General features: G+C 68.8%; 23 protein-coding genes, 1 tRNA gene and 1 pseudogene. 12 read left to right on the top strand and 13 right to left on the bottom strand.

All coding sequences use genetic code 11. The annotated features are described in order from the left end of the window. Positions 1-154: 154 nt before the first annotated feature. Positions 155-373 carry a hypothetical protein gene (locus MKK65_RS31345; RefSeq protein WP_313902027.1) on the top strand — a complete coding sequence of 73 codons (219 nt, stop codon included), beginning with the start codon at positions 155-157 and terminating at the stop codon, positions 371-373. Positions 374-437: 64 nt separating this feature from the next. On the opposite strand, the gene MKK65_RS06560 is transcribed toward MKK65_RS31345, so the two are convergent. From MKK65_RS06560 to MKK65_RS06545, 4 genes are all read right to left on the bottom strand, one after another. Next, positions 438-692, bottom strand: a complete 255-nt coding sequence (locus MKK65_RS06560; protein ID WP_243956457.1) for a type II toxin-antitoxin system Phd/YefM family antitoxin — start codon at positions 690-692, stop codon at positions 438-440. A gap of 117 nt (positions 693-809) precedes the next feature. Then, positions 810-2,498, bottom strand: coding sequence for a thiamine pyrophosphate-binding protein (locus MKK65_RS06555; protein WP_058192858.1), 1,689 nt, complete (start codon positions 2,496-2,498; stop codon positions 810-812). A gap of 146 nt (positions 2,499-2,644) precedes the next feature. Further along, positions 2,645-3,847, bottom strand: coding sequence for an FAD-dependent oxidoreductase (locus tag MKK65_RS06550; RefSeq protein ID WP_243956455.1), 1,203 nt, complete (start codon positions 3,845-3,847; stop codon positions 2,645-2,647). A 213-nt stretch (positions 3,848-4,060) separates the two neighbouring features. Beyond that, positions 4,061-4,945, bottom strand: a complete 885-nt coding sequence (locus MKK65_RS06545) for a LysR substrate-binding domain-containing protein (protein ID WP_243956453.1) — start codon at positions 4,943-4,945, stop codon at positions 4,061-4,063. Between the two features lie 580 nt (positions 4,946-5,525). Here MKK65_RS06545 and MKK65_RS06540 point away from each other — a divergent pair. Together MKK65_RS06540 and MKK65_RS06535 are read left to right on the top strand one after the other, a co-directional pair. Next, complete coding sequence (locus tag MKK65_RS06540; RefSeq protein WP_058192896.1) at positions 5,526-6,692, top strand: HD domain-containing phosphohydrolase; 1,167 nt, start codon at positions 5,526-5,528, stop codon at positions 6,690-6,692. A 222-nt stretch (positions 6,693-6,914) separates the two neighbouring features. After that, positions 6,915-7,940, top strand: a complete 1,026-nt coding sequence (locus MKK65_RS06535) for a histone deacetylase family protein (RefSeq protein ID WP_243956451.1) — start codon at positions 6,915-6,917, stop codon at positions 7,938-7,940. 34 nt (positions 7,941-7,974) lie between these two features. Here the strand turns inward: MKK65_RS06535 and MKK65_RS06530 are convergent, their stop codons facing one another. Continuing rightward, positions 7,975-8,676: a DUF1013 domain-containing protein gene (locus tag MKK65_RS06530; protein ID WP_243956450.1), complete on the bottom strand. Its 702-nt coding sequence runs from the start codon at positions 8,674-8,676 to the stop codon at positions 7,975-7,977. Between the two features lie 471 nt (positions 8,677-9,147). Beyond that, positions 9,148-10,203, bottom strand: coding sequence for an ABC transporter substrate-binding protein (locus MKK65_RS06525; RefSeq protein WP_243956447.1), 1,056 nt, complete (start codon positions 10,201-10,203; stop codon positions 9,148-9,150). Between the two features lie 356 nt (positions 10,204-10,559). On the opposite strand from MKK65_RS06525, the pseudogene MKK65_RS06520 reads away from it, so the two are divergent. Both MKK65_RS06520 and MKK65_RS31130 read left to right on the top strand, forming a co-directional pair. Continuing rightward, a pseudogene (locus tag MKK65_RS06520) lies at positions 10,560-10,919 on the top strand (cache domain-containing protein); the annotation flags it as partial. Further along, on the top strand, positions 10,911-11,138 hold the full coding sequence (locus tag MKK65_RS31130) for a methyl-accepting chemotaxis protein (RefSeq protein WP_409565373.1): 228 nt from the start codon (positions 10,911-10,913) through the stop codon (positions 11,136-11,138). The pseudogene MKK65_RS06520 and the gene MKK65_RS31130, both read left to right, overlap by 9 nt. Positions 11,139-11,267: 129 nt before the next feature. Here MKK65_RS31130 and MKK65_RS06510 read toward each other — a convergent pair whose 3' ends face one another. The 3 genes from MKK65_RS06510 to MKK65_RS06500 form a co-directional block, all read right to left on the bottom strand. Further along, a complete protein-coding gene (locus MKK65_RS06510; protein WP_409565372.1) occupies positions 11,268-12,215 on the bottom strand; it encodes a hypothetical protein in 948 nt (315 codons plus the stop codon). Between the two features lie 9 nt (positions 12,216-12,224). Beyond that, complete coding sequence (locus tag MKK65_RS06505) at positions 12,225-13,169, bottom strand: ribose-phosphate pyrophosphokinase (RefSeq protein ID WP_058192852.1); 945 nt, start codon at positions 13,167-13,169, stop codon at positions 12,225-12,227. Between the two features lie 172 nt (positions 13,170-13,341). Beyond that, positions 13,342-13,578 (bottom strand): DUF4170 domain-containing protein, encoded by a 237-nt coding sequence (locus MKK65_RS06500; RefSeq protein ID WP_058192851.1) that lies wholly within the window; start codon positions 13,576-13,578, stop codon positions 13,342-13,344. A 262-nt stretch (positions 13,579-13,840) separates the two neighbouring features. Here MKK65_RS06500 and MKK65_RS06495 point away from each other — a divergent pair, with 262 nt between their 5' ends. Together MKK65_RS06495 and MKK65_RS06490 are read left to right on the top strand one after the other, a co-directional pair. Continuing rightward, complete coding sequence (locus MKK65_RS06495; RefSeq protein WP_243956445.1) at positions 13,841-14,236, top strand: hypothetical protein; 396 nt, start codon at positions 13,841-13,843, stop codon at positions 14,234-14,236. Positions 14,237-14,527: 291 nt separating this feature from the next. Beyond that, entirely contained in the window at positions 14,528-14,866 is a 339-nt protein-coding gene (locus MKK65_RS06490; RefSeq protein WP_313902026.1) for a PepSY domain-containing protein, read from the top strand. A 569-nt stretch (positions 14,867-15,435) separates the two neighbouring features. On the opposite strand, the gene MKK65_RS06485 is transcribed toward MKK65_RS06490, so the two are convergent. From MKK65_RS06485 to MKK65_RS06470, 4 genes are all read right to left on the bottom strand, one after another. After that, on the bottom strand, positions 15,436-15,672 hold the full coding sequence (locus MKK65_RS06485) for a hypothetical protein (protein WP_058192849.1): 237 nt from the start codon (positions 15,670-15,672) through the stop codon (positions 15,436-15,438). A 130-nt stretch (positions 15,673-15,802) separates the two neighbouring features. After that, positions 15,803-16,249 (bottom strand): hypothetical protein, encoded by a 447-nt coding sequence (locus MKK65_RS06480; protein ID WP_058192848.1) that lies wholly within the window; start codon positions 16,247-16,249, stop codon positions 15,803-15,805. Positions 16,250-16,340: 91 nt separating this feature from the next. Then, positions 16,341-17,321 (bottom strand): amidohydrolase family protein, encoded by a 981-nt coding sequence (locus MKK65_RS06475; RefSeq protein WP_058192847.1) that lies wholly within the window; start codon positions 17,319-17,321, stop codon positions 16,341-16,343. A 265-nt stretch (positions 17,322-17,586) separates the two neighbouring features. Continuing rightward, a tRNA-Sec gene (locus MKK65_RS06470) sits at positions 17,587-17,679 on the bottom strand. A 604-nt stretch (positions 17,680-18,283) separates the two neighbouring features. On the opposite strand from MKK65_RS06470, the gene MKK65_RS06465 reads away from it, so the two are divergent. The 5 genes from MKK65_RS06465 to MKK65_RS06445 all read left to right on the top strand — a co-directional run bounded on the left by MKK65_RS06465 (position 18,284) and on the right by MKK65_RS06445 (position 23,959). Further along, positions 18,284-20,743: a sensor histidine kinase NtrY-like gene (locus MKK65_RS06465; RefSeq protein WP_058192846.1), complete on the top strand. Its 2,460-nt coding sequence runs from the start codon at positions 18,284-18,286 to the stop codon at positions 20,741-20,743. Beyond that, on the top strand, positions 20,740-22,104 hold the full coding sequence (locus MKK65_RS06460) for a sigma-54-dependent transcriptional regulator (protein ID WP_092046447.1): 1,365 nt from the start codon (positions 20,740-20,742) through the stop codon (positions 22,102-22,104). Before MKK65_RS06465 ends, MKK65_RS06460 begins: the two co-directional genes overlap by 4 nt. Before the next feature lie 238 nt (positions 22,105-22,342). Next, the gene (gene hfq, locus MKK65_RS06455) at positions 22,343-22,594 is read left to right on the top strand and encodes an RNA chaperone Hfq (protein WP_007563033.1); all 252 of its coding nucleotides are present in this window, start codon (positions 22,343-22,345) and stop codon (positions 22,592-22,594) included. Positions 22,595-23,537: 943 nt separating this feature from the next. Further along, complete coding sequence (locus MKK65_RS06450; protein ID WP_160329332.1) at positions 23,538-23,714, top strand: hypothetical protein; 177 nt, start codon at positions 23,538-23,540, stop codon at positions 23,712-23,714. Next, positions 23,711-23,959, top strand: coding sequence for a hypothetical protein (locus tag MKK65_RS06445; RefSeq protein WP_058192844.1), 249 nt, complete (start codon positions 23,711-23,713; stop codon positions 23,957-23,959). Before MKK65_RS06450 ends, MKK65_RS06445 begins: the two co-directional genes overlap by 4 nt. Positions 23,960-23,967: the final 8 nt, after the last annotated feature.

Below are 23,967 nucleotides of genomic sequence, written 5' to 3'. Positions count from 1 at the left end.
CCGTCCCGTCAGAGGGAGCTGCCCTCACGCCAGGGGTTGAGCAGCGTCGCGCCAGTCGCGGCGAAATCGGCGCTGTTGCGGGTAACGATCGTCAGGTCGTGAGCGAGCCGGTCGCCGCGATCCAAGCGTCGCGCCCGCTCTTGGGATCAGGAACGTGAAGATGGGCGCAGCGCACCGCGATGGCGGCGTCGATCGGCAGGATGCGTCCGGCGAAGGCTGGCAAGACGCGATTATGCAACCAGAGCCGCAAAGCGGAGGCTTGCCAGGGATCGCGGCACTCAAGTTGAGCGATACCGAATCGAGTTCCATGACCGTGATGACGGACACATGCAGGCTGCTGGGATCGACCTCCGTAGCCCATCTCTCGACCTGAGGATTGATCCTGCCGCTGCTCCGCTTGCGAAGCTCGGACAGGACGTTGGTGTCGAGGAGGTACATCAGTCGAAGGTGGCCGGACGCGGGAACGTAGCCGGCCGGGTGAAGTCGATGTCGATATCGCCGACACCCTCCATGTCGAGGGCATCCAGAATGTTGCCGGGGGAAGCCTTCAGGCGTTCGTATGCGTCGTAGGGAAGGACGGCCATGATCGGCCGGCCGCGCTCGGTGATGATCACGGGGCCATCCGCCGCGGCGCGCTTGATGCGATCGGGTTCGCGATTGAATTCGCGGCTGGTGAACGTCGGCACGGTCATGCTGAACCTCGCATGTCGCTACATACAGACATTGGAGGCCCGGCGACCGATTCCAATCGTCCGCCGGCTCCCTCGAAGCTCTTCCAGGCCGTTCGGCGACGCCCCGTCCGCCCCCACTCAGCTCGCCCGGACCACCACCTCCACGAGGTTGGCGCCGCCGGACCGGATCCCGGCCTCGATCGCCGGGGCGATGTCGGCGGCCCGGGTCACCCGCCGGGACGGCACCCCCATGGAGGTGGCGAGCGCCAGGTAGTCGACGCGCGGGTCGGTGAGATCCATGGCGATGAAGCGGTTGGCCCGCACCGAGGCGTAGTGCGACTGGCCCTTCATGAAGTTCTTGAGGATGTTGTACTCGGCGTTGTTGATTACCACGAAGGTGACCGGCAGCTTCTCGTGCGCGGCGGTCCAGAGCGCCTGAGGCGAGTACATCGCCGCCCCGTCGCCAACGACGCAGACCACGGGCGCCCGGTCGATGCCGAGCGAGAAACCGACCGCGGCCGGCATGCCCCAGCCGAGCACGCCGCCGCGCATCGCCGCGTATTGGTGGGTGGAGGCGCTGTCGAGGAAGGTCCGCAGATGTGTCAGCGTCGCGGGCGCCTCATCAATGATCGTGGTCTGCGCCCCCACGGCCCGGGCCACCTCGCGGGCGGCGACGAGCGGCGCGATCACCGGATCGTCGAAGGCGGCATCGGCCGCGGCGGCGAGCTTGGCCCGACGCTCGATCCGCGCCGTCTCCGCCTGCGCCCGCAGCTCCGCGTAGGCGGCGGCGCGGTCGGCTACGCGCGGGGCGAGCAATGGCAGCAGCGCGTCCAGGGAGGCGCGGATGTCGCCCACCGTCGACAGGCTGGTGGCGTAGGTGCGCCCGAGGTCGCGGACATCCGCCGAGAGCTGGAACACCTGCGTCCCCGGCGGCACCGCCGAGACCTCCGAGTAGAGCACGGTGATCAGCGACTTGCCGCCCAGCGCGAAGACCGCGTCGTAGCGCCCGAGGATGTCGGCGATCGCGTCGGCCCGGGTTGGCAGGTTGCCGGCCCAGAGCGGGTGGGCGGTGGGGAAGGGGATGTGGGCCGGCCAGGACGAGCCGTAGACCGGCGCCGCCAGCAGGTCGGCGAGCGCCACCGCCTGGGCGGAGGCGTCCGAGGCGTCGATCTCGTCGCCGGCGATCAGGGCCAGGCGGCCGGGCGCGATGGCGGCAAGCTTCTCGGCCAGCTTGTCGAGGGAGCCCGCCACCGCGCGCTGGTCGATGGTCGAGGTCTCGCCCGCCGGGGTCGCGGTCATCGCCTCCATCACGTCCATCGGCAGGGACAGGAAGACCGGGCCGGACGGGGCGGCCCCGCAATCGTGGAAGGCGCGGCGCAGGAGCACCGGGATCTGGTCCGGGCTGGTGACCTCGCGCGCCCATTTCACTACCGGGTCGGCGATGGCGACGAGGTCGCCCATCAGCAGCGGGTCGGAGAGGGCGTGGCGCAGGTCCTGCTGGCCGGCCGTGACCACGAGCGGCGTGCCGCTGACCTGGGAATTCCACAGCGCGCCCATGCCGTGGCCGAGGCCGCCGGCGGTGTGCAGGTTGAGGAAGGCCGGCCGGCGCGCGCCCTGCGCATAGCCGTCCGCCATCGCCACCGCGGTCGCCTCCTGCAGGGCGAGGATGTAGGCGATGTCCTGCGTTTCTGTGAGCGCGTCGATCAGCGGCAATTCGGTCGTGCCGGGATTGCCGAAGATGTAGCGCACCCCCTCCGAGCGCAGCACCTCCAGCAGCAGATCGGCGCCCCGGCGGCGGCCGGCAGCATCCACGGTCTCGATCGACATACCCAACCCTCCTCCGCCCCCCGGCGGAATCAGCGCGAGGCTAGCCCATGGGCGCGCCGCGACGAAGACCCGAGGTGCGGGTTCGGATTTCCAAAGGGCGAGCCCTTTGGCTTGTTGTCAGGGCGGAGCCCTGACGAAGCCGAACGCTAGAGTCCGATCGGCAGGAGGCCGGGCGCCAGAGCCGCGGCGGCCCGCGGCCCGTCCTTCGCCATGCGGATCGCCGTGCGGGCGAGCCGGTTGCGCAGGCGCCGGGCCCGCCAGAGCGCCCCCGTCTCCACGGCGAGGCCGCGGGCATAGACGCTGGCGCGCAGGCTGCGCGCGTCGCAGGCCTGCTTGACCGGGTCGGCATAGAAGGCCGCGATCTTCTCGCGGCCCATGCCGGGGGTGGCGAGCCAGGCCGGCACGTGGACCCGGGCGAGCCGGTCGGCATCGGTCAGCAGCTTGCCGATTCCGGTGCCGGGGATCGGGCAGGCGGTCTGGAAGGCGTCGCCGATCAGCACCAGCCCGTCGCGCTCCACCCCGTCGGCCCGGGCGAGGTCGATCGGCCGGACCTCGAGGGGCCCGGCCACGGACAGGTCCGGGCAATGCTGCGCCAGCCGAGGCATCATCGCCCGCAGGGTCGCCTCCGGGTCCCGGCGCAAGGCCGCGACCCAGGGCTCGCCGGGATCGCGGTAGCAGAACAGGTTGGCGCGCATCCCATCCCCGATCGGGAACAGGGTCAGGTAGGCGTCGCGCCCACCGAACCCCTCGGCGAAGTAAGTCATCGCGGGGAACGGGAAGGCGGCCCGCGGCGCCGCCATGTCGAAGCCGACCGCCAGGGAGTGGCGCGGGCTCAGCGCTCGCTTGGTGATGCCGGCCTTGGCGAGCAGCGCCTGGCCCAACCCGGTGGCGAGCACGACGAGCCGCGCCTCGATCAGGCGGCCGTCACTTAAGGTGAGCGCCTGGCGATCCGGCCCGAGATCCAGATCGGCGACCCGGCCGGGAATCAGCAGCCCATCGGGCAGGGCGGCCCGGGCCGCCCCGACCAGCACGGGATAATGCGCCCCCCATTCGCGGGCGGCCTCCCGGTAGGCGAGGCGGCCGTAGCGGACCACCGCGACCTCGTCGGTCCGCGTCGTGCAGGCGGCGAGCGCCTGGCCGAAGCCGAGCCCCTCGAACAGGGCCATCTGCTCAGCCCCGAACTTCTCCGCCCGGAAGTCGCGGCGCGCCTCACCGCGCTCGGCCTGGGCGTCGATCAGCGCGACCCGCGCCCCGGCGCGGGCCAGCGCGCCGGCCAGGCAGCTCCCGGCCAGGCCGGCCCCGACCACGGCCACGTCGCAGCTGTCCACCTCGCCACCCATCGCTGTCATCGCAAAGTCGTCCCGTCCCCGGTATCAGAATCTAATCAGACCAAACCATGCAGATCGCAGCGGCGACGCCACCTGTAAAGGACGTACGTAGTATTTTCAGAGCCAGGAAACATTCATTTACGCGGCGACATCGAAGCCCTTCGACAATCTCATCTTCTGATTGAATTGCCGCAACGTCTCCGAACCCCGATCCGGCCCGGATCTGGGTCGCGCTCACGCGCGCAGCTGCGCCACGAAGGCCCGCATGAACGGCGGCAGGCCGGCGAGGTCGCGCAGGCACAGGGTCAGGTCGCGCCGCGCCCACGCATCCGAGAGCGGCACCACCGCGATGGCGAGGCCCTGGGCGGCCCGGGCGGCCGCGCTTTCGGGGAGCACCGCGAGCCCGACCCGGGCCTCGACCAGGCGGCAGACGGCATCGAAGCCGCGCAATTGCACCCGCAGGCGCATCGGCCGCCCCTCCCGCACCGCCTGGGCGACGAGGAACCGGCTGATGGCGCTGCGCCGGTCGAGGCCGACGAGGTCGTGTCCGAGCACCTCCACGAAGGCGATGTCGGCGCGCGCCGCCAGGAGGTGGTCCCGGGCCGCCACCAGCACGAACCGGTCCTCCCGGAACGGGAAGGTCTGGAGCGAGCCGGTATCGACCGTGCCGGACAGGATGCCGAGATCGGCCGCGCCTTCGGCCACCAGCCCGACGATCTCCTCGGAGGTGCGCTCTTCGATCTCGACCCCGATCCCGGGATGGCCGGCCAGGAAGGCCGAGAGCGCGTCGGGCAGGAACTCGGTGAGCGCGTTGGTGTTCGCCAGAACCCGGATCTGCCCGACCGCGCCGCCGGAGAACACCGACATCTCCTCGCGCAGGCGCTCCACGCCGGCCAGGATCTCCCGGGCATGGGCCAGGAGCGTGCGCCCGGCCGGGGTCGGGCTGACCCCCTGCCGCCCCCGGGTCAGCAGCGCGGCGCCGAGGGATTCCTCCATCAGCCGGATCCGCGTCGAGGCGGCCGCCAGGGCCAGGTTCGCCCGCGCCGCCCCGTGGGTGATCGAGCCGGCCTCGACCACGTGCCGGAACAGGCCGAGATCGGTGAGATCGAACCGCATCATCGCCGAAGGTCCCTCCCGGAAGCAGCACGGCCCGGCCCATCCGTCCCGTGACGGCGGCGCGGGACGGTATCGCCGCCCCGCTTGCGTGTCAGCGCCGCCGGAGGACTGTCCCGACCGGAGCCGCCCTGACGGATCGAGGGGGCGGGCGACCAGAACAGGCTCAAATCTGTCGCGACGAATTCCGTATGGATATAGCGCGATACCGCCTCCATTTGTATTTGAAACAAATCAATCTCTATACCCGCCATCGATCGAGGAACAATTCGGTCCAAAATCCAAGCAATTACGGTAAGATCTATCGTTCCGTTTCCAAATATCGTTCCACGCGATCTTGATATTATTTACTCTCCTTTAACGTGCAATACTCCAAACGAAGCATACCGCCGATGAGACCTTCATATCGAACACGGCACCGTCACCCGCGATCGTCACCGGATCGGATCATGACCGCGTTCACCCCCCTGGATCCGGCTTCGGAAACCCGCGGCCCTCGGCGCCCGCAGGCCGCCGTGATCGCGGCACCGATGCCCCGCCCTTCCCGCCCCGGGCCCGCACCCGCGGAGCAAGGCGAAACGCCATGATGGACGTGCTTCTGGTCGACGACAGCGCGACCATGCGTCGGCGGCTGCGCCAGATCCTGGAGGCCAAGCCCGACGTCAGCGTGACCGACTACGCCGACCCGGCCGCCGCCCTGGTCGAGGCGCAGATGCACGCCTTCGATCTGGTGCTGGTCGATTACCACATGCCCACGATGGACGGGATCGCGTTCATTCAGCGGATGCGCACCATCCCGCACTACGCCCAGGTGCCCATCGCGATGGTCACCAGCGACATCTCCGACGCGGTGCGGCTCGCGGCCCTGGAGGCGGGGGCGACCGATTTCCTCGACAAGTCCATGCGGGGCGTCGAGCAGACCGTGCGGCTGCGCAACCTGGTTCGCCTCGCCAAGGCGGTACGCCGGCTGGCCGAGCAGGCCGCCTGGCTCGACGGCGAGGTCGAGGCCGCCCTGCGGCACATGCGCGAGCGGGAGGAGGAGATCATCTTCCGCCTGTCGCTGGCCGTCGAATACCGGGACAACGACACCGGCGACCACACCTGGCGGGTGGCCCGCTACAGCCAGATCGTGGCCGAGGCGCTCGGCCTGCCGGCGGAGTTCTGCCGCAACCTGTACCTCGCCGCGCCGCTGCACGATGTCGGCAAGGTGGCGATCCCGGACGGCATCCTGCTGAAGCCGGGCCGGCTCGACCCGGACGAGTTCGCCCTGATCAAGACGCACGCGACCATCGGCCAGCGCATCCTGGGCGGCAGCACCTCGGAGCTGATCCGGCTGGCCGCCGAGATCGCCGAGGCGCATCACGAGAAATGGGACGGCAGCGGCTATCCGAAGGGGCTCTCCGGAACCGGAATCCCCCTGGCGGCCCGGATCGTCGCGGTGGCGGACGTATTCGACGCCCTGACCACGCAGCGGCCCTACAAGGAGGCGATGCCCTTCGAGGCGGCCCTGGCGTGCATCCAGGCCGAGAGCGGCCGCCATTTCGACCCGGCCTGCGTGGAGGCGTTCTGCGCGCGCTGGTCGGATATCCGCGTGGCTGGCGGGCAGGAGCGGGGCGCCGTCCGGCCGGGCTCGCACACCGTCACCGAACCCTGGGCCCGGGTGCCGACCCTGCTGCGCGAGATCGCCGCCGAGACGCCCGTCCTGGCGGGCCGGTTCGTGGACGAAGTCCCCGCCCGCAGGCGCCACGGATGACGCCGCGGGAGCGGGCGCGGATCACGGCTCAGCGGTGAAAATCCCGGTTTCAAAAGGTCCATGACCTTTTGCGGGTCCAGGGCAGAGCCCTGGTGTCATGAAGGTTTCTCAGGGGCACCGCCCCCGAACCCCGCCAAAGGGCTGAGCCCTTTGGAAACCCGACCTTTCAGCCTCGCCCCACAGGCGGGTGACGCGCGGCGCCAGCACGCCTAACTTGCGCCCATGCGCGTCTTCCACACCGCCGACTCCGCCCGGCACGATCCCGAACGCTACCTGCGGCGCGGCACCCCGATCCCGCATCCCGAGCAGGCCTCGCGCTACGCCATCCTGCACGCGGCGGCCCGGGACGGCGGGCATGCCCTCGCGGAGCCCGCCGACCACGGCCTCGACCCGATCCGGGCCGTGCATGATGCCGGCTACGTCGCGTTCCTGGCCGACGCCTGGGCGCGCCGGGCGGAGATTCCGGGCATCGCCGACGAGATCCTCACCGGCAGCTTCGCCCGGCCACAGATGCACCGGACGCCCACCGGCCTGCTCGGGCGCGTCGGCCTCTACACCGCCGACACCTCGACGCCGATCCGGGCCGGGACCTGGGCGGCGGTCTACGGCGCGGCGCAATGCGCCGTCGCGGCTGCGGACGCGGCCTTGGAGACGGGCCACGCCTACGCCCTGTGCCGCCCACCCGGCCACCACGCCTACGCGGAGTCCGCCGGCGGCTTCTGCTTCCTCAACAACAGCGGGATCGCGGCGCAGCGGATGCTCGCGGCCGGAGGCGGTCCGGTGGCGATCCTCGACATCGACGTCCACCACGGCAACGGCACGCAGGGCATCTTCTACGCAAGCGGCGACGTGCTCACGGTCTCGGTCCACGCCGACCCGTCGGACTACTTCCCGTTCTACGCCGGCTATGCCGACGAGACCGGGACGGGGGCGGGCACCGGCCTCAACCGCAACCTGCCGCTGCCGCCGGGCTCCGGCGACGCACCGTGGCTCGCCGCCATCGAGGCCGGGCTGGCGACGATCGCGGCATTCAAGCCGCGGGGGCTGGTGGTGGCCCTGGGCCTCGACGCCGCCGCGGACGACCCGATGGGCGTGCTCACGGTGACCCGGGCGGGCTTCGCCGCGGCGGCGCAGCGGATCGCACGGGCCGGGCTGCCCACCGTGATCGTCCAGGAGGGTGGCTACCTGTGCCCCGCCCTGCCGGAGAACCTGACGGCCTTCCTGGCGGCCTTCGACGCGGCGCGCTGAGCCGGGACGCGGCGCGCCGTGAGAACCGGCGGACCTAGTCCTCGTCGTCCTCGTCCTGATGCCGGCCCTTGAGCTTGGCGAAGACCGAATCGGCGTCGATCCGCTCCTCGCGGCCGCCATGCTCAGCCGTCTCCTCGGGCTCGGGCGCCGTCGAGACCTCGGTGGGCAGGAGCGAGGCGCCGGACTCGGCGGCCAGGGCAGCCGGGCGGTCGGCCGCGGCGCGCTGGACCTCGAAATCCAGGTTGATCTGGGTGGTCAGGCCCAGGGTCACCGGGTCCATCGGCTGGAGCGATCCGGAATTCCAATGGGTGCGCTCGCGGATCTGCTGAATCGTCGACTTGGTGGTGCCCACTAGGCGGATGATCTGCGCATCCTTCAGCTCGGGGTGGTTGCGCAGCAGCCACAGGATGGCGTTGGGCCGGTCCTGGCGGCGGGAGAGGGGGGTGTAGCGCGGGCCCTTGGTGGTGCGCTTCACCTCCGGCAGCTTGACCTTCGAGACGGCCGGCTTGAGCTTGTAGTGCGGCGCCTTCTGGGCCTTCTCGATCTCGTCGCGGGTGAGCTGGCCGGTGGAGACCGGATCGAGCCCCTTGATGCCGGCCGCGACCTCGCCGTCGGCGATGCCCTTCACCTCGAGCGGGTGCAGCTTGCAGAAGTCGGCGATCTGCTCGAAGGCCAGGGAGGTGTTCTCGACCAGCCAGACGGCGGTCGCCTTCGGCATCAGCGGACCCTGGGACATGTGCTCTCGTGCTCCGGCCTGGCGGGACGGGGGCCGGGCACCGGGCCGCGGGCTCCGGATGCAGATCCGGAAGTCCCGTCTCACGCTGTCGAATGGGGATGGCTCACTATAGGGCCGCCCGGGGTGGGGCGCAATCGCGGGTTCGGCGGTTCAGAGGCCCCGGTGCCGATTAACCGGCGCCAAGAGCCCAGCTACAAACACGATGTGAGCGTGACCGACTCACCCGCGAAGGCCGCACGCGGCCGGTTGCGGCCGGGAGTGCAGAGAATGGTCCTCTCTCTGGCAGTCTCCAGACAAGCAAACGGCGAGTGGAGCTTCCAACTCCGACTCGCCGTCCACCCGCTGTTCTGGAGTTGGCTAAACCCTAACGGGTAATTGCCAGGGATCGGCGGTGGCTCCCGCTGATCCCACTTCCCGATATATCGTGGCCTCAAGCAGGGAACAACGGCCGCGCGGGGAGACCGACAGCGCTTACTTCCCCGGCAGCCCGTGCACGATCGGGAAGAACGTGTCCTTCCAGTCCTTCGGCTCGGCCTTGATGGTCTTCATCGCGTAGAAGTGCCGGGCCTGGAGCATGATCCCGTACGGGGTGGTGGAGAAGGTGGTCCCCGGCTCCTTCATGATCGCCACCAGCGTCTCGGGGGGCGTCTTGTCGTTGGTGGCCGCGATGTAGTCCTTGGCCGCCTGGAGCGGGTCCTTGGCGATCTCGGCATTCGCCTCGTCGATGGCGGCCACGATGGCGGCGGAAAGCTTCGGGTTGCGGGTGAACCAGCCGGTGCGGGCGTAGAAGATCGCGTTGCTCACCGGCTCGCCGACCAGTTCGTAGGAGTTGAGCACCGCGTGGATCGCCGGGTCCTGCAGCTCGCGCTGCTGGAACGGCGGCAGCGAGAAATGGCTGTTGACCTCGTTCTGCGGGCTGGCGAGCGCCGCCACCGCGTCGGGATGGCCGAGCTGGACGGTGAGCGGGTCGAGCCGGGACGCCCCGTCCGGCCCGAACGCCTTCTTGGCGGCGATCTGCAGGAGCACCGCCTGGGTCGAGACCTTCACGGAGGGCAGGGCGATCTTGTCCTTGCCGGAGAAGTCACTGAGCGTCTTAACGGCCGGATTGCGGGTGAGCAGCAGCATCGGCGTGCTGCCGACGCCGCACAGGCCCTTCACGTCGCCGCGGGTCCGGTCGTTGAGCAGCAGCATGTTGGTGGAGCCGCTGTCGACGATGTCGATGTTGCCCGACAGGAGCGCGTCGTTGCCGGCCGCCCCGCTGGTCAGGTTGACCCACTCGACCGTGACGTCGCCCAGGCCGGCCGCCTTGGCCTGCTTCTCGATCAGCTTGTGCTGCTCGGCCAGCACCGCCGGCAGGTAGACGAAGCCGGGCTGCCGGCTGATCCGGACCTTGGCGTCGTCCGCCCGGGCCGGGGCGGAGAACGGGGCGGCGAGCGCCAGCCCGGCCAGCAGCAGGGCGGCCGGTCCCGCCCGGACGAGGCGGCGGCAGATCCCCGGACTCGCAACCGCCCGCGACGCTCGCACCATGTCGTTCCTCCCTTGGCCCGCCGGCTTCGTGTCCGGATCCGAGCTCTATTGACGGGAAGTGGACAGCCTCGAGCCAACAAGCGCAAGGCCCGACGCCGTCTTCACGGCGCGGTAACGGTAACGTTGCACCTGGCCTCTCTCGAAAATGTCCGCCGGGGGGCGGTGTCAAGAAAATCGGCATTGGGGCGACGCTCCACACCATCACGGCCACCGCGCTGGTCGGCGTCGCCGTGGTCTCGGGCATCGGCCTGCTCAACCCGAAATCCCAGGTCGAGCAGGACCGCATGGCCAAGACTCGCCACCTGACGGACGTGGCCTACGGCGTCGCGGCCTAATTCGAGGGCAAGGCGCGGGCCGGGCGGCTGTCGCGGGCCGATGCCCAGGGCGCGGCGATCCGGGCCGTGAAGACCCTGCGCTACGACGGCCAGGAATACTTCTGGATCAACGACATGCAGCCCCGCATGGTCGCCCACCCGATGAAGCCGGACCTCGAGGGCAAGGACCTCTCCGGGGTGCAGGATCCCACCGGCAAGTACCTGTTCCGGGACTTCGTCGACCTCGCCAACAAGCAGGGTCAGGGCTTCGTCGACTATTCCTGGCCCAAGGCCGGGTCCGAGGCGCCGGTCCCGAAACGCTCCTCCGTGCGCGGCTTCGCGCCCTGGGGCTGGGTGATCGGCACCGGCATCTATGCCGACGACACCGCCGCGATCCTGTGGAGCGCGGCTTGGCGTGCGGCCGAGACCACCCGCCGGAGCAAGGCGACTGTGCGGGCGCTCGCCGACGGCACCGAGCGGATCGGCAACGTGGTCGCCCTCATCTCGGGCATCGCCGCGCAGACCAACCTGCTGGCCTTGAACGACACCATCGAGGCGGCCCGCGCCGGCGAGGCAGGGCGCGGCTTCGCGGTGGTCGCGAGCGAGGTGAAGGCCGCTTGAGCGACGCGAAGATCGGGTTCCCAAAGGGCTCGGCCCTTTGGCGGGGCAGGGGGCGGAGCCCCGATGGATACTAAACCAGGGCTCCGCCCTGGACCCGCAAAAGGTCTCGACCTTTTGAAACCTGGACTTTCAGGCCTCGGCCGCCAGGAAATCCGCCACGACCTTGGAAAATTCCGGAGTGCGCAGGTAGCCGTAGGATTTGTGCCGGTTCTCGGTGCCGTCCGGCCGGCGGTAGGCGTTGATCACTGGCACGTCCCGGATCCGCACCCCTGCGGCGTTCGGCGGGTAGACCTCGGCCAGGTCGTCGCCCACCGTGGCGATGTCCTGGCGGTCCATCAGGTTGGTCCAGGCCGTGACGGCTTCCGGCACGCACAGGTCGCCGTGCTCGGCTTTCAGCCTCAGCTTCAGTTCGGCGAGCCCCAGCGGGGAGCCGAGGGTGACCAGGGTGCAGCGGGGCAGGGGGGTGCCGTCCCGCTCGGCGGCCCGGAGCACGTCGTAGGCGATCAGACCACCCATCGAATGCGCGGCGATCAGCACGGCGCGATCCGCCGCCTCGGCCAGGGTCTCGCGCAGGCGCGCGCGGGCGGCATCGCGGAACGCGGCGTCCGCGTGATAGCCCCAGAGGTCGTCGAGGCGGTATTCCAGGATCAGGCCGTCGACCGGGGTGAGCCCGGTGGCCTCCTCGAGATGCGCGAGGCCGCGATAGATCCGGTCGGTGAGGGTCGGCGCGGCGCGATCGGGATCGTCCGCCGGGGACGGGAACGGGCCGGTGCCGGGATCGGTGCTGTAGGGTTCGCGGTTGAGCCCGCCGGCCAGCGGTTCCGGGTAACGCAGATCCGCCCAGTAGACGAAACTGAACGGCACCTCGGGCGCCGAGCCTCCGAGATTGCGGGCGAAGCCCTCCAGGATCGCCGCCCGCCACCAGGCCGCCTTCTCATCCCGGGGCGGCTTGTTGGCGAGCCCGTGGATGCCGATGAGTGTCGTCCGGCCCAGTGCCCGCCCCTCCCGGATCGGCGATGCGTCCGCGCGGGCGAGATAGCGCCGACTGCGCGGCAGGCACTGCGGCGAATTCTTCACCCGCCGCGGTCAGTCGAACAGGCTGGAGACGCTGGATTCCGTGGCGGTTCGGCCGATCGCCTCGCCCAGCAGCGGCGCGATGGTCGCCACCCGGATGTTGCGGGCGAGCTTGACGGCCTGGGTCGGCTGGATCGAATCGGTGATCACCAGCTCCTTCATCCGCGAGGCGGCGATGCGCGAGACCGCGCCCCCCGAGAGCACGCCGTGGGTGATGTAGGCGGAGACGTCCTTGGCGCCGGCCTTGAGCAGCGCCTCGGCGGCGTTGACCAGGGTGCCGCCGGAATCCACGATGTCGTCCACCAGGATGCAGGAGCGGCCCTCGACCTCGCCGATGATGTTCATCACCTCGGATTCGCCCGGCCGCTCGCGGCGCTTGTCGACGATGGCGAGCGGGCAGTCGATCCGCTTGGCGATGGCGCGGGCGCGCACGACGCCGCCGACATCGGGGGAGACCACCATGCGGTCGGCGCTCGGCAGCCGCTCCTTGATGTCGCGCACCATCACGGGGGCGGCGAACAGGTTGTCGGTGGGGATGTCGAAGAAGCCCTGGATCTGTCCGGCATGGAGGTCGAGGGTCAGGACGCGGTCGGCCCCGGCCTCGGTGATCAGGTTCGCCACCAGCTTGGCCGAGATCGGGGTCCGGCCCGAGGTGCGCCGGTCCTGCCGTGCGTAGCCGAAATAAGGGATCACCGCCGTGATGCGCCGGGCCGAGGACCGACGCGCGGCGTCGATCATGATCAGCAATTCCATCAGGTGGTCGTTGGCCGGGAACGAGGTCGACTGGACGATGAACACGTCCTCGCCGCGCACGTTCTCCTGGAGCTCGACGAAGATCTCCATGTCGGCGAAGCGCCGGACCATGCACTTGGCCAGCGGCAATTCGAGATAGGCGGCAATCGCCTCGGCCAAGGGCCGGCTCGCGTTGCCGGCGATAATCTTGATCGAGGATTTCATGACGTCCGCCCACTCGCGGCCGAGCTTCGCGCCGCGCTCCGAATACCGGCCCCGCGCGGGCCGGATGGATCTGATGACGGGCGAGGCTCTTAGCAGCGGGCCGAAGGTGTCACAATGCCTTCACGCGCGCACCGCACAGGCGCGCGCCCGGAACGGCAGGTTCTTGCCGGCCTCAGGCGACCGGCGGCTCCAGCAGCCGGTGCAGGTGGACCACGAAATAGCGGGTCTGCGCGCTGTCGACGGTGGCCTGCGCCTTGGCCCGCCAGGCGGCCTGTGCGGACGCGTAGTCCGGGAAGATGCCGACGATGTCGAGGCCCTTGATGTCCCGGAACCGGACGCCGTCGAGGTCCTGCAACTCACCACCGAAGACCAGGTGGAGCTTCTGGTCGCTATCGATCGCCGTCGCCATGACCTCTCCTCACGTCCCGCCGCGGCGCCCCGGATGTCCGGCGCCGGCGATTCCATCGCGGGCTTCATCGTCGGTTTCGCGGCCGGCCGCAACCGCGTGCGCGCAGCACGGGCGCGGCGACGGCGCGGGTACGACACCGCCCGGTCCGCGTGCTAGATTGGCCGGCCGATCCGCCGGTCCGGCGCCCGTTTCCCGCACGGCGAATCCGCAGAGCCGGATTTCCCCGTGCCGCATCTTGCCCGAGGGGCGGCCGATGACACGCATGCCACTTCGCGTCGCCGTTCTCGCCCTCGGCCTCTGCGCCGCGCCCGCGCTGGGCCAGCCGACCGCCAAGGCGCCGGCCCGCCCCGGCCCCGACAAGGCCTCCGGCCCGGACCGGAAGGCCCCCGGGCAGGTGATCGGCTGCCCGTCCCTGGCCAATTACCGGATGCTGCTGCACGACGGCGCCGCCGCGGCGGCCGCCCTGCTGGCCGATCCCAAGGCGGACCATCTCGGCTGCACCCTGGTGACCCGCAGCGAGATCACCGGCCTGGTCGACCGGGTGACGCTGGGCGACCGGAGCTACGAATGCGCCGGTCTCCCAACGACCACGGCCTGTCACTGGATGGAGGCCGGGGCGGCCGCGCGGCCCGCCCCGGCGGGCGCCGCCAAGCGCTGAGGACCGCGCAGCGCGCCTTGGGTCTGAACTCGACCAGCTTGGCCGTTTGACGGGCTGCTTTGGGTGGATTTCGGTCGGTCCGCTTTCGGATGGTAGTCAGCAACCGCAGACACTGTTGTCGCGCCCGTGCACAACCCTTAGCGGACTTCTTAAACCCTAATGCAAAGTCACTTGTGCGCGCTCGCCCGGCGAACAGCTTGATATACGACTGTTGAATGGTCGCTACGTTTTACAATCACAAATCATCCTTCCTGCGTGGCGGCGAGTAGCCGCAGATATACAAGATCAAAAATGTCCATTTTAGTGCTATCTGAATCAATAATCGACTACGTAGATCGCGACTCATACGCAAATTTGGGGGTCAAGCTGATGTTCAAAGCCTTGATATTTGCCTGCGCTTTGGCCACCGGCATAGGCCAGCACAGTATAGCCCTCGCCGGGCAACCGGGATCTGACTGGATGCCGGTAGAAAAGGTCAAGGAAAAGCTCATGTCATCGGGATATACATCGATTATCAGAATTGACGCCGACGATGGTCACTGGGACGGCGAGGGCATCAAGAATGGCAAATTAACGGAATTTGATCTCGATCCAAAAACTGGCGAAGTCCTTGGAGAAACAGAGAAGTAGGCGCACGAAGAACGCCTGTCCGCTCAACGCCCGCTATCAACCTGTCACCGAGGTTGCCGGAGCACCGACGAATGGCCGCTTGTGGGAAGCGCCCATGCCGAACTAGGCGCCTGGGTTGGGTCAGGGATTTCCGAGTTGGGTAGGCTTCAGCCGGTCTGCGCAAGAGCAGGGCCGCATCGAAGTTATAATCGCTGGCCGCCCACACCCCTATTTGGCCTTTAATGATGCCCAAACAACCTTAAATATCATTCATAAAATTCAGCATAGATGTGCGGTAACTCCGAACGAAATCATTTGTCCAAATACAATCAATACTGATGCAGATCTTCCGGCGCCTGCAGCTAACGCGAACATTGCCCATATTAACCATTCGTTTGAGCGGAATATCAACTGATGAATTGAGTTACATGCCCTATGCAGGGATCACGTAGCTACATCAACGACTGTTTGGTAGACAGACTACGAATGGCTGCTTCTGAGGCGCTCTCAGGGTAAACGGCACGGCTGCGATGGATCGCAAGCAGCTCCTCAAATGCTCGCGTTGATGGCGTTCAAACCCCAAGACGGTCTCAGCGCAGATGGCCGCTGGCGCGCAGGTCCCGCTCCACCGCCTCGTGGACGGCCTGCAGCGGGTTGTCGTTGAGCGCGGCCGGCGGAAGCAGCGGCGTCATGGGGCCGGGGCGCGGATCGTGGTCGAGCCGGATCACCGGCTCCGCGCGGGCGGGGCGCGACGGCCAGCGGGCGGCCAGCCTGCGCAGGGCCGCCTGTGCGCCGGACGGGAGGAACGGAAGCAACGTGTCGATCATGGCGAACGGGTCTGGGCGGTTCGACGCGGCAGCGCCCGGCGCATCGAGCGGGTCCCGGGGAAACGGGCCGGGCGATCGGCCGTTCCGCCCCGGCGCCGGGCGGGATTTTCGCCGATGATCGGCCGACGGATCATCGGCGCCTCCGGCCGAGGCGCGCTAGGTCGGGGAAAAAATCCGGGTCGGTCAGCGCGGCCGCCAACACCGCGAGCAGGCCGAGATGTAGGCCAGCCGCCGCGATCGGGAGGCTCTGGAGGGACCAGAGCCCGATCGCACCCGCGGCCATGAGCGGCGGCGCGACGACGTAGATCGGCGTGCGCCACGGACCGGCCGGCCGGGCGAGACGCCAGACGCAGCCGGCGAAGGCCGCAAGCGCGAACCCGCCCTTCATCAGCGCCATGAAGCGGATCACCCGCACCAGATCGGGATCGACGGCGGTGCCGGGGGGCCGCGCCGCGGCAATACCGGCCCCCAGGATCGCCGCGGCCGTCAGCAGGCAGAGCACCCCGCGGGCGGGGCGTGATCGGCCGGGCGCGCGGTCCGCGGCGGCCGGCAGGCCGAGACGTGCCAGACCCTGCATGGACGATCTCCCGGGGGAACGCGGCGCGGCGGGCGATCCCGTTCGGGATCGGCTTCCCGGCCCGGGCGAGCCCGCAGCGCAGATATTTCGCTTAGAAGTCGTACAACCGCCTGGGATTCTCGACAAGGATCCTGTCACGGGTGGCGCGCTCGGGCACCCAGGTGGCGAGCAGGTCGAGCAGGCGGCCGTCATCGATAGCCTGCGCGGGCGCGAGATCCGTGGGCTTGCGGCCCGGCTTCGGCGTGCTGTCCGGGTGCGGCCAGTCGCTGCCCCAGACCAGCCGCTCCGGGTTCGCCGCCACCAGGGCCCGGGCGAGCGGCGCCACGTCGGGATAGTCGGGCGCTTGAGTCGAGGCGCGATAGGCGCCCGACAGCTTCACCCAGGCCTGGCCGCCGCGCACGAGGTCGAGGACCGCGCCGAAGCCCGGCTGGTCGGGGCCGAGGGCCGCCTGCGCGCCCGCGAAGTGGTCGAACACCACCGGCACCGGCAGGGCGGCCAGCTGCGGCTTCAGCGGACCGATCACCGACAGGCGGGCATAGACCTGGAGGTGCCAGGGCCGCGGCCCGATCTGCTGGACGGCGCTCTCCAGCGCCTTGGCCGAGGCTGCCGGATCGAACACGCCGGCCTGCTCCAGGTTGACCCGGATGCCGCGGATGCCGGCCAGGGCCAGCGCGTCGAGCTCGGCCGGGCCGGTCCCGGGGCCGATCACCGCAACGCCGCGGGCGCGCTGGGGGCCGAGCAGGCGCATTCCGTCGAGGGTGGCCGCGTTGTCGGTGCCGTAGACGCTGGGCGTCACGATCACCACCCGATCGAGCTTGAGCGCGTGCTGGAGGGCGAGCAGACGCTCGGGCGGATCCACCGGCGGGGTGTAGCCGCGCCCCGCCCAGAAGGGAAACCGGGCCGGATCGGGAATGACGTGGACGTGGCAGTCGCACGCCCCCGGTGGGACCGCGAACGAGACCGGACTCCTGACGGTCGGCGCGGTGGTCTGTTCCGCTGCCAGGACCGCCCGGTCGGTCAGGGCGAAGCCGTTGGCAAGGGCCAGGGCGAGCGTTTGCCGGCGTGACAGCATGGCGGGTCTCCTCCGGATCGGCGGGCGAACTTCTGCGAGCGCCTCAAACCGGATCGGACCACTCGGGCGCGACGCGCGCAAGCCGGCCCGGTGTCAACGCGCCCTGCGACGCGCCGGCATCAGCCGTGTCCCTTCTCCGCGATGGTGATGCGCGCTCGGACGTGGCGGACGTGACATCCGCTGTCTGTGCAATCGGGGGCGGAGCGGAGGATTGTGGATCGTCGGCCGGAGCGAGCCGGCCACCGCGCCGGTCGGCAGCGGGGTATGGCGGAAGCGGATGGGAATCGAACCCACCGTACGCTGTTGGCGTACCACTGGTTTTGAAGACCAGGGGGGCCACCAGACCCCGTTCGCCTCCACCACCGGGGGTACGAGGCCCTGACCGAGGGGTCAAGGGATGAGGATCGTCGTCACCGTCGCGACGGCTCGAAAACCAGTCTCGTCCGACCGAAGTTTGGCCGACGATGCGCTGATCTGAAGCACCCGCCTTGAGGGCCGTGCCGAAATCCTAGCGCCCGCGCTCCGAAGCGTCGCGCCGATCCTGCCGATGGGTGAACCAGGAGACGAAGCCCGCAGCCGCCGCGGGCATCAGCGGGGTTATGACGGCTACAGGTCGACGTGACGAAGGCTACGATCGGCGCGAAGCAGCCCACCGCCGAAGCGGCGACGGCCGCACCCGTGACCAACGTCGCCGTAATCTTGATGCGCCCGTCCTTGCGGCCTCGTTTACGTCCGAACCTATGCGACGCGATTGCCAACCCGCGGCATCTTAAGGCTGAGCTTGCAGGGCAGCCCCCCTGGTTCGCGGTGCCGGTAACGAACAATCATCCGGAGCCGCTTGAGCGGAAGCCCCGCTCACGCTGAGCCGGCACAAGACACCGGCGCCGAATGGATCACCGGCCGCCCCTCCGGCGCCGCGACTCGTATTAATTCCGCCACACTGTTGTGGCCCTGCACCAGTCATGCCGTTTCTGCGACGCTCATCGCCTGTCGAAGGCCCTGCGCCGGATCCCGAAGGGGCTGCAAAGCCGCCTGCCGAGACGGCAAGCGCGGGGGCGGCCCAGGCGAGCGCGGACGCCAACCCGGAAGCCCCGCAGGACGTCCCTCAGGACGCATCCCCGTCGGAAACGCCTCCGGAGCCCAGCACGCCGCTCGCGGACTCGCTGAAACCCGGGCCGCGCGGGCCGGGCTGGATCGGCGCCGCCGTGGTGGTCACCGCGCTGATCTCGGCGCTCGCGACCTTCCTGATCCTGGCCGGGGTGATCCGAGTGACGCCGACGCCGGCCTACGGCGTGACGCTGCTTGGCATCAACGCCGCCCTGGTGCTCGGCCTCGCCTTCGTGATCGCCTGGGAGGCGCGGGTCTTCCTGCATGCCCGCAAGGCCAACGCGGCGGTGGCCCGGCTGCACTCGCGCATCGTCGGCCTGTTCTCGCTGATCGCGATCCTGCCCACCGTGCTGCTGGCCGTGGTGGCATCGGTGACCATCGACCGGGGCCTGTCGCTCGGCTTCACCGACCGGGTCCGCGACGTGGTGCTCAAATCCGTCGAGGTGGCCGACGCCTACCAGGAGAACCAGTGCCAGTCGCTCGCCCGCGAGATCCGCATCCTGGTGGACGACCTCACCCGGGCGCGCCCGAACTTCGACCGGGACCGGGCCTGGTTCGAGAACTTCCTGACCACGCGGGCGACCAATCTCGGGCTGCCGGTGGCGCAGATCATGCGCGGGCCGACCGACGTGGTCGCCCGGGCCAAGATCGACGTGCTCAAGCAGGTGCGCCTGCCCTCGGCGGCGGCCTTCGAGGAGGCGGCGACCTCGACCGACCCGATCTGCCTGCTGCCCTCCGAGGGCCGGGTCTTCGCCGCGCTCCTGCGGATGCCGGCCTATGACGACGCCGTGCTGATGGTGCAGCGGGAGGTCAGCCAGCTCGCCATCGACTTCCCCGGCGTGTCGCGGGCGGCGGCGGCCGAGTACCTGACCTACGATTCGCTCCGGCGCTCGATCCAGATCACCTTCGCGTCGGTGTTCCTGCTGATCGCCCTGATCGCGCTCTTGTCGGCGGTGTGGTTCGGGATGAACTTCGCCAACCGGTTCGTGGCGCCGATCCGTCGGCTGATCAACGCCGCCGACCAGGTCGCGGCCGGCAATTTCTACGCCCAGGTCCCGACCAAGAAGACCAGCGGCGACCTGGCCCATCTCGGCGAGGCGTTCAACAAGATGACGCAGGAGCTGCGCCGCCAGCATACCGGGCTGATCGCCGCCAACGACCTGATCGACACCCGCCGCCGGTTCACGGAGGCCGTGCTGTCGGGAGTCTCGCCCGGGGTGATCGGCCTCGACGCGGCGGGCTTCGTCACCATCGCCAACCCGGCCGCCGAGCGGATGCTCGACGTGGAGAGCAACGCCCTGATCGGCCAGCCGCTGGCCCGGGCGGTGCCGGAACTCGCCCCGGTGCTCGCCGAGAGCGAGAGCCGCCCGCGCGCCCTCCAGCAGCAGCAGCTCCAGCTCACCCGCTCCCGCGGCGAGCGCACCGTGACCGTGCGGGTCACGAGCGAGCAGGCGCAAGCGGCCTCCCGCGGCTCGGTGGTGACCCTTGACGACATCACCGACCTCGTCCAGGCGCAGCGCAGCTCCGCCTGGGGCGACGTCGCCCGCCGCATAGCCCACGAGATCAAGAACCCCCTGACCCCGATCCAGCTCTCGGCCGAGCGCATCCGGCGCAAGTACGGCAAGGTCATCACCGCCGACAAGGAGGTGTTCGACCAGTGCACGGCCACGATCGTGCGCCAGGTGGACGAGATCAAGCGCATGGTCGACGAGTTCTCGGCTTTCGCGCGGATGCCCAAACCGGCCATCGCGCCCAACGACCTCACCGAGATCGCCAAGCAGAATTTGTTCATGATGCGCGTGGCGCACCCGGACATCGACTTCGCGTTCTCGGCGCAAGGCGGCGCGGGCAGCGCGGAGAAGATCGTGGCGGCCTTCGACATCCGGCTGCTCAGCCAGGTGATCACCAACATCTTGAAGAACGCCGTCGAGGCGGTGGCCGAGGTGCCGCCGGCCGAGCTCGGCAAGGGCAAGATCGCCCTGAGCCTGGCGGTCGAGGACGGCTTCGCGGTGATCACGGTGACCGACAACGGCAAGGGTTTTCCGGTCGAGGGGCGCCAGCGGCTGCTCGAGCCCTACATGACCACACGCGAAGGTGGCACGGGGCTGGGGCTTGCTATCGTCAGCAAGGTGCTTGAGGAGCACGGCGGCGGGATCGCGTTGAACGACAACCCCGCCGGCCGGGGCGGGCAGGTTCAGATGCGGGTCCCGCGCGAGCACGGGCCCGAGCCGTCCGGCCCCGAGACCCGTTCCACCCCGACAGAGGAGAAGGGCGCCGCACCGACGGCCCCCCGGACCGCGGAGATGCACGCATGAGCGCCGATATCCTGATTGTCGACGACGAGGCCGACATCCGCGACCTCGTGGCGGGCATCCTCGACGACGAGGGCCACCGCTGCCGCACGGCCGGCGGCTCCGACGAGGCGCTCGCCGCCATCGAGGCGCGCCGGCCCCACCTGGTGTTCCTGGACATCTGGCTGCAGGGCTCGCGCCTCGACGGCCTGCAGGTGCTCGACCTGATCAAGGCGGCTAATCCCGACCTGCCGGTGGTGATGATCTCCGGCCACGGCAACATCGAGACCGCGGTCTCGGCCATCAAGGCGGGGGCCTACGACTTCATCGAGAAGCCGTTCAAGGCCGACCGGCTGATCCTGGTGGCCGAGCGGGCGCTGGAAGCCTCCCGGCTCCGGCGCGAGGTCCGCGACCTGACGGCGCGCTCGGGCAATCCCAACCGCATCGTCGGCGGCTCGCTCGCGATCAACCAGCTGCGCCAGACCATCGACCGGGTCGCGCCGACCAACGCCCGGGTGATGATCACCGGGGCGCTCGGCTCCGGCAAGGAACTCGCCGCGCGCAGCCTGCACAAGGCCTCGGCGCGATCGAACGGGCCGTTCGTGCTGCTCAACGCGGCCGCGATCCTGCCCGAGACGATGGAGTCGGAGCTGTTCGGGGTCGAGGGCGAATCCGGCCGGCGGGTCGGCGCCCTGGAGGAGGCCCATGGCGGCACCCTCTACCTCGACGAGGTTGCCGACATGCCCCGCGAGACCCAGAACCGGATTCTGCGCGTCCTCGTCGACCAGAACTTCCAGCGGGTCGGCGGCACGACGCGGGTCCACGTGGATGTCCGGATCATCTCCTCGTCCTCCCGGGATCTCCAAGAGGAAATCGCCGCGGGCCGCTTCCGCGAGGACCTGTTCCACCGGCTCTCGGTGGTGCCGATCCGGGTGCCGGCCCTGTCCGAGCGCCGGGAGGACGTGCCCGAGCTGATCCAGTTCTTCATGGACAACATCTCGTCCCAGACCGGCCTGCCCAAGCGCGTGATCGCCGAGGACGCGATGGCGGTGCTCCAGTCGCACAATTGGCCGGGCAACGTCCGCCAGCTCAAGAACAACGTCGAGCGGCTGATGATCCTGACCCAGGCCGACCCCGAGCAGGAGGTCACCTCCGAGATGCTGCCCTCCGAGATCGGCGCCCTGGTGCCGACCACCCCGGGGGGCGCGGGCGGGGAGAAGCTGATGAGCCTGGCTTTGCGCGAGGCCCGCGAGATCTTCGAACGCGAGTATCTCGTGGCGCAGATCGCACGGTTCTCGGGCAACATCTCGCGCACGGCCGAGTTCATCGGCATGGAACGCTCGGCGCTCCACCGCAAGCTGAAGTCCCTGGGCATCGGTCCGTAGGGATTCGGAAGGGGTTTCGGCTGCAGGAAGCCGGCCTCTGGGCGGCGGAGCACCGTGAGACTGGCGCCGATCCGTCACGGATCAGCCGGAACGAGCCTTGCTTGCCCCGGGGTTTTCACCCCGTCATGGTGTAGACTCGAGCCGGGCGGGATGATCGGACAATCCCGCACGTGACGACCCACCGTTGCGTATACCCAACCCGGGCCTTTCGCGCCGGGACAACAAGAAGGCAAAGAAGATGGCGGGCGAACGCGCACAGAACCTTCAGGACACGTTCCTCAATCATGTCCGCAAGAACAAGATCCCGCTGACCATCTTCCTCGTCAACGGCGTCAAGCTGCAGGGCGTGGTCACGTGGTTCGACAATTTCTGCGTGCTGCTGCGCCGGGACGGGCACTCGCAGCTCGTCTACAAGCACGCGATCTCGACAATCATGCCGGGCCACCCGGTCCAGCTGTTCGAGCCGGACGAGACCGCCGAGAAGGCGTGAGAGGCTCGCGGAATCGCGACGGCAAGAGGGCGTAGGCCGCATGCCGCGATCCGGCAGACGGGGCACGCCCGAGTGCCGCCCGGTCCGCCCCCCCCGGCCCGGTCCCGCAGGATAGCGGGATCGTCGCGTGGGTGCGCGCGCACAGCGGCGATGCCGTTATGCCCCTGCTAAGCCTGTGCCGCCTCCCGAACAGGCGGACAGGCCGCTGGCGCTGCGGACAGCTTCGCTCCGCCCGCGCCGGCAGGAACGCTGCCTGAGCCTCTGGCTCCTTTACAGAACCATTCCTCCCGGGCGGCACAACGTCTCTGGCAGCGTGGCCGGCGCACGGCCGGTCTGTGCCCGACACCCCGGGGGCTGCGGGACGGCCGAGCGCCAGAGCGGTTTCGCAGCTGAACCCCGCGATCGCGCACGGACCTACGCGGACGAAGCGTTGGACTGCCACCGCAGGTCCGCCCGGACGCGCGGGAACGACATCCCATCGGCCATATCAATTTTATGCACAAAATATTTTGCAAATAATTCGCTAAATCAAATTCTCGATCGAACAGATTGCAAAGTTTAATTTTTATCTCCTCGGCTCGATTGCTAATTACATAATTTGTCAGACATATCATCGCGCCGTTGTCAGCCCCATCGGCACGAAAATATAGTTCGACCGCGACCACCGTCGTTGCATAGAAAAAGAAAAATAGCGCGCATCCACTTTCGAGAGGCAGACCATCACTCTTCGCTCAAGGTCACGCCATGACCTGAGATCAACAAATTTTACTGAAGTGTGCGCGGAGCTCTGCCGTTATGACCTTCGGCTTGCTGCGCGACAGTCGAAGCATTGCTTCGCGGAGTCGGAATGGAGGGGATCTGAACCCAAACCGGCATTGAATCATAAGTCGACAACAAACAAACAAAAATAACAAACACAATTGGGGGGAACATGAGCTGTTTCATGACGAAAGTCGTAACGACTGTTTTCATCTATCAATCGACGCTCCGTCCCGGCTTTGCGGCCGGCGAATATCCACCCTACGACGGATATCTGCTCGCGTATTTCACCGGCAACAGCGCGTCTCAGGAAAAATCTCATTTGCCTACAGCCTGGATGGGCGGCGTTTCAATAAGTTGAACAACGGCAATCCTGTCATCAACGGAGACCTGACCGAGTCTGGCGGCTTGCGGAATCCCTATATCACCCGCAATCAGGACGGAAACTTCTACATCACCGCGACCGATATGCGGAGCAGCAAGGGGCGGGGCAGCAATCGTAGCATCGTCCTGATGCAGTCGTCCGACCTCATCCATTGGAAATCTTCGAACATCAATTTCGAGACACAGTTCCCCGGAATGTTCTCCGGTGTCCATGCGATCTGAGCGCCACA

Origin of the sequence: Methylobacterium sp. J-001, from assembly GCF_022829565.1 — a bacterium.
Lineage (GTDB): Bacteria > Pseudomonadota > Alphaproteobacteria > Rhizobiales > Beijerinckiaceae > Methylobacterium.
Note: the sequence above shows the minus strand (reverse complement) of the source record. Positions and strands in the feature narration are given on the sequence as shown.

Excerpts from the sequence above, each read along its gene's own strand:
- MKK65_RS06560 (WP_243956457.1), bottom strand. The coding sequence starts at position 692 with ATGACCGTGCCGACGTTCACCAGCCGCGAATTCAATCGCGAACCCGAT.
- MKK65_RS06555 (WP_058192858.1), bottom strand. The coding sequence starts at position 2,498 with ATGTCGATCGAGACCGTGGATGCTGCCGGCCGCCGCCGGGGCGCCGAT.
- MKK65_RS06550 (WP_243956455.1), bottom strand. The coding sequence starts at position 3,847 with ATGACAGCGATGGGTGGCGAGGTGGACAGCTGCGACGTGGCCGTGGTC.
- MKK65_RS06545 (WP_243956453.1), bottom strand. The coding sequence starts at position 4,945 with ATGATGCGGTTCGATCTCACCGATCTCGGCCTGTTCCGGCACGTGGTC.
- MKK65_RS06540 (WP_058192896.1), top strand. The coding sequence starts at position 5,526 with ATGGACGTGCTTCTGGTCGACGACAGCGCGACCATGCGTCGGCGGCTG.
- MKK65_RS06535 (WP_243956451.1), top strand. The coding sequence starts at position 6,915 with ATGCGCGTCTTCCACACCGCCGACTCCGCCCGGCACGATCCCGAACGC.
- MKK65_RS06530 (WP_243956450.1), bottom strand. The coding sequence starts at position 8,676 with ATGTCCCAGGGTCCGCTGATGCCGAAGGCGACCGCCGTCTGGCTGGTC.
- MKK65_RS06525 (WP_243956447.1), bottom strand. The coding sequence starts at position 10,203 with ATGGTGCGAGCGTCGCGGGCGGTTGCGAGTCCGGGGATCTGCCGCCGC.
- MKK65_RS06505 (WP_058192852.1), bottom strand. The coding sequence starts at position 13,169 with ATGAAATCCTCGATCAAGATTATCGCCGGCAACGCGAGCCGGCCCTTG.
- MKK65_RS06500 (WP_058192851.1), bottom strand. The coding sequence starts at position 13,578 with ATGGCGACGGCGATCGATAGCGACCAGAAGCTCCACCTGGTCTTCGGT.
- MKK65_RS06495 (WP_243956445.1), top strand. The coding sequence starts at position 13,841 with ATGCCACTTCGCGTCGCCGTTCTCGCCCTCGGCCTCTGCGCCGCGCCC.
- MKK65_RS06490 (WP_313902026.1), top strand. The coding sequence starts at position 14,528 with ATGTCCATTTTAGTGCTATCTGAATCAATAATCGACTACGTAGATCGC.
- MKK65_RS06485 (WP_058192849.1), bottom strand. The coding sequence starts at position 15,672 with ATGATCGACACGTTGCTTCCGTTCCTCCCGTCCGGCGCACAGGCGGCC.
- MKK65_RS06480 (WP_058192848.1), bottom strand. The coding sequence starts at position 16,249 with ATGCAGGGTCTGGCACGTCTCGGCCTGCCGGCCGCCGCGGACCGCGCG.
- MKK65_RS06475 (WP_058192847.1), bottom strand. The coding sequence starts at position 17,321 with ATGCTGTCACGCCGGCAAACGCTCGCCCTGGCCCTTGCCAACGGCTTC.
- MKK65_RS06465 (WP_058192846.1), top strand. The coding sequence starts at position 18,284 with ATGCCGTTTCTGCGACGCTCATCGCCTGTCGAAGGCCCTGCGCCGGAT.
- MKK65_RS06460 (WP_092046447.1), top strand. The coding sequence starts at position 20,740 with ATGAGCGCCGATATCCTGATTGTCGACGACGAGGCCGACATCCGCGAC.
- hfq (WP_007563033.1), top strand. The coding sequence starts at position 22,343 with ATGGCGGGCGAACGCGCACAGAACCTTCAGGACACGTTCCTCAATCAT.
- MKK65_RS06450 (WP_160329332.1), top strand. The coding sequence starts at position 23,538 with ATGACGAAAGTCGTAACGACTGTTTTCATCTATCAATCGACGCTCCGT.